This window comes from Stenotrophomonas pictorum JCM 9942 (assembly GCF_001431585.1).
Classification (GTDB): Bacteria; Pseudomonadota; Gammaproteobacteria; order Xanthomonadales; family Xanthomonadaceae; genus Stenotrophomonas; species Stenotrophomonas pictorum.
Map to the genome: position 1 here is coordinate 57,131 of NZ_LLXS01000005.1, position 11,579 is coordinate 68,709.

Genomic DNA, 11,579 nt, shown 5'->3' on the forward strand with positions numbered 1-11,579 from the left:
CTGAATGGGGACCTGCTGGAAACCGCTAATGTCGGCGCCGAGTCGCTAGAATCGACGGTTCAGCCACTGCAAGTCCCGTCGATGTCCAAAGAAGATTTCAAGCAGGCCGCCCTCGAATACCACCGCATCTCGCCCCCGGGCAAGATCCGGGTCGCGGCGACCAAGCCCATGTTGACCCAGCGCGACCTGTCGCTGGCGTACTCGCCCGGCGTGGCGCATGCCTGCGAAGCGATCGTGGCCGACCCTGCGCAGGTGAGCGAACTGACCGCCCGCGGCAATCTGGTGGCGGTGATCTCCAATGGCACCGCGGTGCTGGGTCTGGGCAATATCGGTCCGCTGGCCAGCAAGCCGGTGATGGAAGGCAAGGGCGTGCTGTTCCAGAAGTTCGCCGGCATCGACGTGTTCGATATCGAGGTCGACGAGAACGATCCGGACAAGCTCATCGACATCATCGCCTCGCTGGAGCCCACCTTCGGCGGCATCAACCTGGAAGACATCAAGGCGCCGGAGTGCTTCGTCATCGAGCGCAAGCTGCGCGAGCGGATGAACATCCCGGTATTCCATGACGACCAGCACGGCACCGCGATCATCGTCGGTGCGGCGGTGCTCAACGCCATGGTGATCACCGGCAAGAAGATCGAAGAGGTCAAGCTGGCCACCACCGGCATGGGCGCGGCCGGCATCTCCTGCGTGAACATGCTGGTGCAGCTGGGCCTGAAGCCGGAGAACATCCTGGCCTTCGACCGCGACGGCGTGATCCACACCGGTCGTACCGATCTGGATCCGGAAAAGGCCCGCTACGCCCGCGATACCGACAAGCGCACGCTGGCCGAAATTGTCGATGGTGCCGATATCTTCCTCGGCCTGTCCGCCGGCGGCATCCTGACCAAGGAGATGGTTGCGACGATGGCGCGTGATCCGGTGATCTTCGCGCTGGCCAATCCGTACCCGGAAATCCTGCCCGAAGACGCCAAGTCGGTGCGTCCGGACGTGATCATGGGTACCGGCCGTTCGGACTATCCGAACCAGATCAACAACGCGCTGTGCTTCCCGTATCTGTTCCGTGGCGCGCTTGATGTCGGCGCGACCGGGATCAACGAGGAAATGAAGATCGCCTGTGTGCGCGCGATTGCCGCGCTGGCGCGCAAGGAGGCCTCGGATCTGGGCGCCGCCTACGGTGGCGAATCGCCCAGTTTCGGTCGCGACTACCTGATTCCGCGTCCGTTCGACCGTCGCCTGCTGGTCGAACTGTCCGCCGCGGTGGCCCAGGCGGCGATGGATTCGGGCGTGGCAACCCGCCCGATCGCCGACATGGCCGCCTACCGCGACAAGCTGGCGCAGTTCGTCTACCGCACCAGCCTGTTCATGAAGCCGGTGTATGACCGTGCCCGCTGCGACAAGCAGCGCGTGGCCTATGCCGAGGGCGAAGAGGAAGTGGTGCTGCGCGCGGTGCAGAACGTGATTGACGAGGGCGTGGCTTTCCCGATCCTGATCGGCCGCCCGGAGGTGATCGAATCGCGCGTGGAGCGCCTGGGGCTGCGCATGCAGGCCGGCGTGGACTACGAGATCACCAACATCAACGATGATCCACGCTTCAACGAGTACTGGCAGTACTACCACGAGATGACCGGCCGCAAGGGCGTCACCGTGGCCGCGGCCAAGAACCTGATGCGCTCGCGGCCGACGCTGATCGCGGCGGTGATGGTCGCCCGCGGCGAAGCCGATGCGATGCTGTCGGGCCTGGTCGGCCGCTTCCACAAGAAGCTGGGCTATGTGCGCAGCGTGATTCCGCTGGAAGCCAAGGTCAGCTCGACCTCGGCGATGACCGGCGTGATCAACAACCAGGGCGTGTTCTTCTTTGTCGATACGCATGTGCAGGAAGACCCGACCGTCGAGCAGATCGTCGAGTCCACGCTGCAGGCGGCCTACCGCATGAAGCTGTTCGGCATCGAGCCGAAGATCGCGCTGCTGTCGCATTCGAACTTCGGCAGCCACGATTCCAAGGACGCGCTGAAGATGCGCCAGGTGCGCGAGGCGCTGCTCAAGCGCAATCCGCGTCTGAACGTGGATGGCGAGATGCAGGGCGATACCGCGTGGGACGAGGCGCTGCGCGAGAAGCTGCTGCCCAACAGCACGCTCAAGGGTCGCGCCAACCTGTTCGTGCTGCCCAACCTGGAAGCGGCCAACATCGCCTACAACCTGGTGCGTGTGTTCACCAACGGCGTTGCGATCGGGCCGATCCTGATGGGCATCTCCAAGCCGGTGCATATCCTCACCAGCAGCGCCAGCGTGCGCCGGGTGCTGAACATGACCGCGATCGCCGCGGTGGATGCGCAGATCCGCAAGCAGATGGAAGCCGAGCGCGGCAACGGCTGACCGGGCGGTTCACCGCCTATCCAAAGGGACCGGGCATTGCCCGGTCCCTTTCGTGTTTCTGGGGCCGGCGCTGCTAGAATTGGCTTCTCGCAATCCAGTTCCGTGCCTAGCCATGAGCCATACCGCCAACGCGCCCGCCAACGCCGAAAAGCGTTACACCGTGCACCGCGCCGACCTGCCGCTGAGCTGCCCGACGCCGGAAATGGCGCTGTGGAATTCGCACCCGCGCGTGTACCTGCCGATCGAGAACGAGCCCAATGGCGAGGCCGCGTGCCCGTACTGCGGCTCGGTGTTCGTGCTGGCTGATTGATCCTGCCGATGCGCCGCCTGACTGTGGTGCAGTTGCTGCCGGCGCTGCACTCCGGCGGTGTCGAGCGCTCGACGTTGGAGATTGCCCAGGCGCTGGTCGCCGCCGGCCACCGCGCCATCGTGGTGTCGGCGGGTGGACGCCTGGTGCAACCGCTGCTGGACAGCGGTGCCGAGCATCTCACTCTGGAGATCGGCCGCAAGTCGCTGCTGACGCTGCGGCACGTGGCCAGCCTGCGCCAGCTGTTTGTCGAAACCGGGGCCGATATCGTGCATGCGCGCTCGCGGCTGCCGGCGTGGCTGGGCTGGTACGCGTTGCGCGGGTTGCCAGCCGCTCAGCGTCCGCACTGGGTGACGACGATGCACGGGCTCAATTCGCCCGGGCGCTACAGCGCGATCATGGCCAGTGGCGAGCGTGTGATCTGCGTGTCGCAGACCGTGCGCGACTACCTGCTGGCCAACTATCCGCACACCGATTCGGCGGCGCTGCGGGTGATACCGCGGGGAGTGGATGTCGCGCAGTTTCCGCGCGTTGCCCGTAGTGATCGCCGCGCACGGCTGGCGGTCGCCGCGCAGTATCCGCTCCTCGCTGGCGATGGCCCCCTGCTGCTGCTGCCCGGTCGCGGCACGCGGTTGAAAGGGCATGCCTACGCGTTGCGGCTGCTGACGGCGTTGCGTGGCGAGGGTGTGCCGGCGGTGCTGTGGATGCCCGGTGCACGTGAACCCGGTCGCGAGGCCTATGTGCGCGAGCTGGAGCAGTCGGCGCAGAGGCTCGGCGTTGCCGAGGCGCTGGTGATCAGCGAGCCCACGTCCCGTATCGCCCAGGCCTACGCCGCCAGCGATCTGGTGCTGCAGCTGTCCGACAAGCCGGAGGCGTTCGGACGCACCGTGCTGGAGGCGCTGTCGGTCGGGCGTCCGGTGCTGGGCTGGAACCATGGCGGTACCGGGGAGCTGCTGGGACAGCTGCAGCCTTCTGGAGCGGTCGTGCCGGCAGACGAGGCCGCATTGCTGCAACGGGCACGCGCGCTGCTGCTGCATCCGCCGGCGTTGCCCGCCCGTATGCCTTTCACGCTGCAGGCGATGCAGCGCGCCACTTTGGATGTCTATGGTGAACTCGTTCGCTGATGCCGCTTCGCTGCCGCCCGCCGCGCGTCTTCCGGGGCGCTGGGCGCCGGCCTGGGTGATCGCTTTCGTCGCGCTGTGGCCGGCGCCGGGGATCGCCGAGGCGGTGCTGGTGCTGGGCGCGCTGTTCACGGTGGTGCGCCTGCTGCAGCTGCGGGCAAGGGGTGGCATCGCGCCCTTGCTCAGCGTGCCGGCGTGGGCGCTGACCGGCGTGCTGTTCCTGGCCTACTGGTTGCCGCAGCTGTTCTCGGCGATGGACGCGGCCGATCCGGCCAAGGCCTGGGGCAAGGTGGCCGGCGGGCTGCGCTATCTGCCCTTCATGTGGCTGGTGGCCGTTGCCGTGGCCACCAGTGGTCGGCGGCGGACGACATTCATCGGACTGGCGGTGATCGTTGGACTGTGGACGCTGGATGCACTGGCGCAGGCGCTGTTTGGAACCAGTCCACTGTTCTGGTCAATGGACCAGCTCAAGTGGCTGATCAATGGCCGCGGTCTGTGCAGTGCAGAAGACCTCGCCGCAGTAGACCGGCTCAGTGGCGTGTTCGGCCCCTGCAACCTGAAGTTCGGTCAGGTGCTGGCGAGCATGGCGCCGTTCGCACTGTTTGCCGTGGCCGCACGTTGGCGGCGCTGGGGCTGGCTGCTGGCGGCGGTATTGATCGGCGCGGTGGTGGTGCTGGCCGGTTCGCGCGCGTCGTGGATCACCTATGGCCTGGTGCTGCTGTTCTCGGGCTGGCGCCTGCTCGGTGGCAAGTGGATGGCGCTGCTGCTGCTGCTGCTGGCCGGCGTGGTGGGCGTGGCCGCACTGGGGGCCGGCTCACCGCAGGTGCGTGAACGTATCGCGCGGACCACGCTGGCGCTCAGTGGCGACCGTGCCAGCGTGAACGAGGCGTTGTCCGGGCGCAGCCAGATCTGGGGCGCAGCCCTGTGCATGGTGCGCGAACATCCGGTCAACGGGGTGGGCACGCGTGGCTTCCGCGATGCCTGGCCGGAGTGTGATCCGGCTCCTGCGCAGACCGCGGCCTGGGGCCAGGGGCCGGCGCTGCACGCGCATCAGATCGTGCTGGAAATCCTTGCCGAAACCGGTGTGGTGGGCCTGCTGCTGTGGCTGGCCGGGGCGGCGATGGCACTGCGTGCGTGGCGTTATGCCAGTGCCGCCGCGCGGGAGCGTGCGCGGCCGGCGGCACTGGCGCTGGCGGTGACGGTGTTCCCGCTGAACACCCATCTGGCGTTCTATTCGGCGTTCTGGGGTGGGCTGACGCTGCTGCTGGCGGCCCTGTACGCCGGCGCGCTGCTGGCCGAAGAGCCGGGCGGCGCGCGCTGAGTGGTGACGCCCGCGGTGCGGGTGTCAGTCGTAGAAGTGGCTGCGGCCTTCGGGCTGGCGCTTGAAGCGGCGGTGGATCCACAGGTACTGGTCCGGTGCCTCGCGCACCATCTGCTCGATCGCGGCATTTACCCGCGCGGTGTCGGCGACCGGATCGTCGGTGGGGAAATCTGGCAACGGAGGCGCGATCTTCAGCACATAGCGGCCACCGACGCGGCGATGGAAGAACGGCACCACCGCGCAGCCGGTCATGCGCGCGAACTGGTGGGTCGCGGTGATGGTGGAGGCAGGCATGCCGAAGAACGGCACGAACACCGAATCCTTGCCGCGCATGTCCTGGTCGGGCGCGTACCAGAGAACTCCGCCCTTCTTCAGATGGCGCACGGTGGGGCGGATGTCTTCGTTGGCGAACATCGCGCAGGCGTACTTCAGCCGCCCGCTTTTGACCGCCCACTCCATCACCGGGTTGCGGTACCTGCGGTACATGCCGGCCAGCGGCACGTGATCACACAGCAGCCGGCCGCACATTTCCAAGGTCATGAAGTGCCCGGACACCAGCAGCACGCCGCGGCCTTGGGCCTGCAGGGCGCGCAGATGTTCCAGGCCTTCCATTTCCACCTTCGGGCGGATGACCTCGATGCTGCCCCACCAGGCCCGGGCGAACTCGAAAACCCCCACGCCCAGCGCATCGAAGCTGTCGCGCAGCAGGCGCTGGCGCCACGCCTGGTCCTGTTCGGGAAAGCACAGTTGAAGGTTCACTTCCGCCGCGCGGCGGCGGCTGCGGGCCAGGTGCAGGGCCAGCCAGCCGATGCCTCGACCCAGTGCGCGTTGCAGCGTCCATGGCAGGCGCGCGGCCAGCGCGGCGATACCCAGCCAGGCGAAGGTCGGCCAATGCCGGGGATCGCCCAGCGAAGGGCGGGTGGCGGTGGTGGGAGAATCGGACATGGGAGGATTCTAAGTGATGCATGACCCAACCGGTTTTGCCATGCGTTGCAGCGGCCGCTCCCGTATCCTTCCCGCATGCGCAAGGATCCCGTTGAAATATTGCTGCGCGGTCTGTATTCGGCCGTGTTGTATCTGTTGTTGCCGATCACGGTGTACCACCTGGTGTGGCGCGGGTTCCGGGTGCGCGAATACTTCAAGCGTTGGGACGAGCGCTATGCCTCGTATCCGGAAAGTGGCAGCGAGCCGCGGGTGTGGCTGCATGCGGTGTCCGTGGGTGAGGTGAACGCCGCCGCGCCGCTGGTCAACGCGCTGCGGCAGCAACGTCCGGATATCCGCTGGATCATCACCACGATCACCCCGACCGGTTCGCAGCGGGTGCGTGCGCTGTGGGGCGATGCGGTGGATCACGTCTATCTGCCGTATGACGTGCCGGGCAGTGTCGGGCGTTTTCTCGAGCACTTCCGGCCGAGTCTGGCGCTGATCCTGGAAACCGAGCTGTGGCCGAATCTGCTGTTCGGCTGCCGTGATCGCGGCATTCCCGTGTACATCCTCAACGCGCGCCTGTCGGCGCGCTCGCTGAAGGGCTATCGCCTGCTGCGGCCGCTGGTGGGGCGTGCATTGCGCACGGTGACCTGCGTGGCGGCACAATCGCAGGACGATGCCGGGCGTTTCATCGCGCTGGGGGCAATGCCGCAGCAGGTGCGCGCGCTGGGCAACCTGAAATTCGATATCCATCCGCCGGATCCGTCGGCGGTGCGGGCGGCGTTCGGCCGCCATGTACCGGCAGATCGACCGGTGTGGATCGCCGCCAGCACCCATGAAGGGGAAGAGCAGGCGGTGGTCGACATCCACACGCGTCTGCTGGCACGGCATCCGCAGGCGCTGCTCTTGTGGGCGCCGCGCCATCCGGAGCGGTTCGCCCGGGTCGAGGCGCTGGCGCGCGAGCAGGGCTGGCAGGTCGCCACGCGCAGTGCCCAGCAGTGGCCGCCGGCCGGCACCGGGGTATTCGTGATCGACACCCTGGGCGAGCTGATGGCGTTCTATGCCTGCGCGACGGTGGCCTTTGTCGGTGGCAGCCTGCAGCCCATTGGTGGGCACAACCTGCTGGAGCCGGCGGCGATGGGAACCGCGGCGGTGACCGGGCCACATCTGCACAACTTCGCCGAGATTTCGAAGCGCATGTCCGAGGCCGGGGCGGTGCGGATCTGTGCGGATGGAAACGCGGTGGCGCAGGCGATCGAGCACCTGCTGGACGACACCGTGGCGCGTGAGCGCATGGTCCAGGCGGGGCGGGCCCTGGTTGCCAACGGTCGCGGGGCGCTGGAACAGACCCTGGCGCTGATTGGCCCGGCGCTGCCGGCACAGGCCTGAGATTTTCCGAACCGCCGCACCCATGCAAAAGGCGGGCCGAAGCCCGCCTTTTGCGTTCCATCGGATTGGCGTGGGCGGTTACTGCACGCTTTCCGGCTGCAGCTTGGCCTCGGCATCCTGGGTGAGCAGGCGGTTGATTTCCTGCACCTCGGCCACGTCCACCGCGCCGACGGCCTGGCTCAGCTGCAGACGGCTGAGCAGGAAGCTGTAGCGAGCCTGTGCATAGTCCAGCTGTGCCTGGAACAGGGTGCGCTGGTTCTGCACCACGTCCAGCACGGTGCGGGTGCCAACCTCCAGGCCGACCTGCGAGGCGTCATAGGCACTCTGCGCCGAGACCACGGCCAGGCGGCGTGCTTCAACCTCGCTGATCCCGGCCACGACCGTCTGCCAGGCGTTGCGGGTGTTGCGGTCCAGTGCGCGCTTCTGCTGCTCGTACGCATCCTGGGTGATGTCACGCTGGGCCAGTGCCTGGCGCACGCGCGACTGGGTGGCGCCGCCGGCGAAGATCGGCACGCTCAGGGTCAGGCCGATCGAGTTGCTGGTGCTGTCCGGCGTACGCGAGGAGCCGCCGATGCTGTCGCCCCAGCTGGCGTTCTTGCCCCAGGCACCGCCCAGCGACAGGGTCGGATAGTGGTTGCCGCGTGCAGCCGAGACGTTGGATTCGGCCGCGCTGACCTGCAGTTCCTGGGCCTTAAGGGCCGGGTTCTGCGCCACGGCTTCGGCCACCAGCTGGTCGACATTGCTGCGGTTGGCCGGCAGTTCCGGGCGGAAGTCCTCCGGCAGGCCGCGCAGGCCGCGGACCGGCTGGCCGGTCAGCTCGGTCAGCGCCTGATAGGCGTCTTCCAGCGCATTGCGGGCCAGGATGGTGTTGGCGCGGGCCTGGTCGTACTGGGCGCGGGCTTCGTGGACATCGGTGATCGGGGCCAGGCCCACTTCCAGGCGCTTGTCGGCGTAGTCGAACTGCTTCTTGGCCGCCGCCTCGTTGGTCTGCGCGGCGGTCAGCGATTCGATCGCCACCAGCACGTTGAAGTAGGTCGTGGCCGAACGCACGATCAGATCGTCATTGGCCGAGTCCAGGGTGAAGTCGGCCGCCTTGCTGATGTCGCGCTGCGCCCGCAGGGTGGCGAACTGGCTCCAGTTGAACAGGGTCTGGCTGCCGGAGACGCGGTAATCGCGGCTCTTGCTGGTGCTCGAGCCGCTGACGCCGTCAAGTTCCACCCGTGAGCGGTTCAGCGAGGCCTCGCCGTTGATCTGTGGCAGCAGTGCCGCGCGCGCCTGCACCTGGCCCTCCTTGGTATACAGCCGGTTGGACTCGGCGGAGGACAGCTGCGGGTCGCCGTTGCGGGCCATTTCGTAGACCTGCAACAGGTCGGCGGCATGGGAGGTCAGCGGGGTGAGGGCGACGGCCAGCGCAAGGGCGAGGGATCGGCGAATCATTGCGGCTTCCTTGGACGTTTCAGAGTTGGAATTGCGGGGCTGGAGCGGCGCCCAGCAGATAGTCGATATCGGTTTCAAACAGCGATTCGATGCTGCCGTCGGCCTTGACCAGCACCGCCTCCATCACCGGGGATTTGCCCTGGATGACGAACATGCGGCCGCCCGGGCGCAGCAGCTTCAGCAGCTGGGTCGGGATGGTTTCTACCGCGGCGGTGATGCAGATGGCGTCGAAGTGGCGCTCGGTCTGCCAGTTCAGGGCATCGGCAACCTCGATGCGCACGTTGTTGCCGAGCTTGGCCGCGTCCAGGCGCTGACGCGCGGTTTCGGCCAGTTCCGGATGGATTTCCAGGCTCAGCACTTCGCGGGCCAGATCGCCCAGACAGGCGCTGATGAAGCCGCTGCCGGTGCCGATTTCCAGCACTTCCTCGCCCGGCTGCAGCGCCAGTGCCTGCAGCATGCGACCTTCGATGACCGGCTTCATCATCTTCTGGCCGTGGCCGAGCGGCAGCTCGATATCGGCGTAGGCCAACGCGCGGTTGGCCTCGGCGACAAAGGCCTCGCGCGGCAGCCGCGCCAGAACGTCCAGCACGCGGGTGTCCAGCACGTCCCAGGGACGTATCTGCTGTTCAACCATCATTTCGCGGGCGTGGGAGTAATCGATCGTCATGGGAAGCTCATCATTCCGGCGCAGTGGGCCGGCCATTTTACCGGTTAGGAGTGGACGGTGCGGGGCAAGCATCGCTGCCACCCTGTGCGGTCCGCAGTGCCGGAAGTCATCGGGACCTCCGGTTCGTTCAGGTTGTCAGCGCGGCGCATAGGCGCGCAGGAAGAAATCGACGCAGGCGGCGATATGCGCGCGGGCATCGGGTACCGCCGGTGCCGAGCACAGGCCGCACATCATATGGGTATGCACTTCGCCCTTGATCAGGCAGAAGAACTGGCGGGCGGCCAGTGCCAGGTCATCGATGACCAGTTCCTGGCGGGCCACGCGGGCGCCCAGGAAGTCGGCCAGCGCCGCTTCGGTCCGCGCCGGGCCGGCCTGCCAGAACATCTGGCGGATGCGGTCGTCGGTGTCCGGGGTCATCATCATGCGCTGGGTGGCGATGGCCGCGTCGCTGCTGATCAGCGTGAAAAACGCATCGCCGATCCCCAGCAGCTGGTCGCGCAACGGGCCTTCGTTATCGGTCACAAACAGCTCGTCGGGCATCATCTCCACGCACTTGGCCTGGATCGCTTCGGTGAACAAGGTCTCCTTGTCACCGAAATGGCTGTACACGGTGAGCTTGGAAACGCCTGCCGCGGCAGCGATGCCGTCCATGCTGATGCCGTTGAAGCCCTGTTCGATGAACAGTTCCTTGGCCGCATCGAGGATCGCCGCGCGCTTGCCCAGGTCCTTGGGACGACCGGGGCCGGCGCCACGTGCAACGGGCTTCTCGGGAGCGTTGGCGGACGAGGAGGAAGACATCGTTTAATACTAGACCAGCTGGTTCGATATTTATACTATACCGTGTCGTTCAGTAATGGCGGTGACGTCCCGGCCGCTTCCCTTTCCTCCCGCTTCTGCGACCCCTCCGATGAAAAACGTTCGATGGATTGGCGTCATCCTGCTGCTGGCCGTGCTTGGTGCCTGTGGAAAGTCCGAACCCGCGCCGGTGGCGCCGGTTCCCGTGCTGGTGGTGCATCCCGGCGACAGCGTGGGGGCGGGCATCAGTGCTTTCCCGGGTGAGGTACGGGCCCGCGAGGAAACGGCGCTTTCGTTCCGGGTCGGCGGCAAGCTGCTGCGCCGGCATGTCGATGCGGGCGATCAGGTAAAGCGGGGGCAGCTGCTGGCCGAGCTGGATGTGGCCGATTACGCCTTGCAGGCCCGCGCCGCGCAGGCGCAGTACGCGGCGGCCGAGGCGGATCTGGTGCGTGCCCGGGACGAACAGAAGCGCTACGAGACGCTGGCTGCGCAGCAGCTGGTGAGCCGCTCGGCGCTGGATGCGCAGACTGCGGCATTCAAGGCCGCGCAGGCCCAGGCCAACGCGGCCCGCTCCAATCTGGAGGTCGCCCGCAATCAGGCCGCCTACGCGGAATTGCGCGCTCCCGAAGACGGCGTGATCGCCAGCCGCCAGGCCGAGGCCGGACAGGTGCTCGCCGCCGGACAGACGGTCTACACGCTGGCGGCCGCCGGCGCGCGCGAGGTCGCCATTGCGCTGCCGGAAAGCGGCATCCGTGACTACAGCGTCGGCCAGGCGGTGCAGGTCGAGTTGTGGAACCAGCCGGGCCGGCGGTGGCCGGGCAGCATCCGCGAGATTGCACCGGCGGCCGATGCCTAGGCGCGCACCTATGCCACCCGCGTGGGTCTGGCGCCGGAGGCATGGGGCCAGGTCGAGCTGGGACAGAGCGCGCGGGTGTTCATCGCCCATGAAAAGAACGCGGGATTGACGGTGCCGCTGGCGGCCGTGCAACAGGGCAAATCAGCGCAACAGGCCAGCGTCTGGGTGGTGGATCCGGCCAGCGCCACCTTGCAGGCGCGCGCGGTGTCGCTGGGCGCCTATGGCGCGCAGGACGTTCCGGTGTTGTCGGGGTTGAAGGCCGATGACTGGGTGGTGGCCGCTGGCGGCCATCTGCTGCGCGAAGGACAGGCGGTGATCGCGGTGGACCGCAAGAACCAGCCGGTGATCGCGCCGGCTGCTGCCGCCAAGCAGGGGGAGTGAGG

At 67.2% G+C, this 11,579-nt stretch carries 9 protein-coding genes and 1 pseudogene; 6 read left to right on the forward strand and 4 right to left on the reverse strand.

Going from position 1 to position 11,579, the window contains the following annotated elements; translation table 11 throughout:
* Positions 1-81: 81 nt before the first annotated feature.
* The 4 genes from ARC78_RS01490 to ARC78_RS01505 all read left to right on the forward strand — a co-directional run bounded on the left by ARC78_RS01490 (position 82) and on the right by ARC78_RS01505 (position 5,125).
* Entirely contained in the window at positions 82-2,376 is a 2,295-nt protein-coding gene (locus tag ARC78_RS01490; protein ID WP_054659761.1) for an NADP-dependent malic enzyme, read from the forward strand.
* A gap of 112 nt (positions 2,377-2,488) precedes the next feature.
* Complete coding sequence (locus ARC78_RS01495) at positions 2,489-2,686, forward strand: zinc-finger domain-containing protein (protein ID WP_054659759.1); 198 nt, start codon at positions 2,489-2,491, stop codon at positions 2,684-2,686.
* A gap of 8 nt (positions 2,687-2,694) precedes the next feature.
* Entirely contained in the window at positions 2,695-3,807 is a 1,113-nt protein-coding gene (locus ARC78_RS01500; RefSeq protein WP_054659757.1) for a glycosyltransferase, read from the forward strand.
* A complete protein-coding gene (locus ARC78_RS01505) occupies positions 3,788-5,125 on the forward strand; it encodes an O-antigen ligase family protein (protein ID WP_057505585.1) in 1,338 nt (445 codons plus the stop codon). The genes ARC78_RS01500 and ARC78_RS01505 overlap by 20 nt, the downstream gene beginning before the upstream one ends.
* 24 nt (positions 5,126-5,149) lie before the next feature.
* Here the strand turns inward: ARC78_RS01505 and ARC78_RS01510 are convergent, their stop codons facing one another.
* Positions 5,150-6,070 carry an LpxL/LpxP family Kdo(2)-lipid IV(A) lauroyl/palmitoleoyl acyltransferase gene (locus ARC78_RS01510; protein ID WP_054660620.1) on the reverse strand — a complete coding sequence of 307 codons (921 nt, stop codon included), beginning with the start codon at positions 6,068-6,070 and terminating at the stop codon, positions 5,150-5,152.
* Positions 6,071-6,145: 75 nt separating this feature from the next.
* On the opposite strand from ARC78_RS01510, the gene waaA reads away from it, so the two are divergent.
* Positions 6,146-7,441 (forward strand): lipid IV(A) 3-deoxy-D-manno-octulosonic acid transferase, encoded by a 1,296-nt coding sequence (waaA, locus tag ARC78_RS01515; RefSeq protein WP_057505586.1) that lies wholly within the window; start codon positions 6,146-6,148, stop codon positions 7,439-7,441.
* 78 nt (positions 7,442-7,519) lie between these two features.
* Here the strand turns inward: waaA and ARC78_RS01520 are convergent, their stop codons facing one another.
* The 3 genes from ARC78_RS01520 to ARC78_RS01530 form a co-directional block, all read right to left on the reverse strand.
* A complete protein-coding gene (locus ARC78_RS01520; RefSeq protein WP_054657421.1) occupies positions 7,520-8,878 on the reverse strand; it encodes a TolC family outer membrane protein in 1,359 nt (452 codons plus the stop codon).
* 19 nt (positions 8,879-8,897) lie between these two features.
* Positions 8,898-9,545, reverse strand: coding sequence for a protein-L-isoaspartate O-methyltransferase family protein (locus ARC78_RS01525; RefSeq protein ID WP_054657423.1), 648 nt, complete (start codon positions 9,543-9,545; stop codon positions 8,898-8,900).
* 135 nt (positions 9,546-9,680) lie between these two features.
* Positions 9,681-10,343 carry a TetR/AcrR family transcriptional regulator gene (locus tag ARC78_RS01530; protein ID WP_054657425.1) on the reverse strand — a complete coding sequence of 221 codons (663 nt, stop codon included), beginning with the start codon at positions 10,341-10,343 and terminating at the stop codon, positions 9,681-9,683.
* A 109-nt stretch (positions 10,344-10,452) separates the two neighbouring features.
* Here ARC78_RS01530 and ARC78_RS01535 point away from each other — a divergent pair.
* Positions 10,453-11,577 (forward strand): annotated as a pseudogene (locus ARC78_RS01535) (efflux RND transporter periplasmic adaptor subunit).
* Positions 11,578-11,579 lie beyond the last annotated feature (2 nt).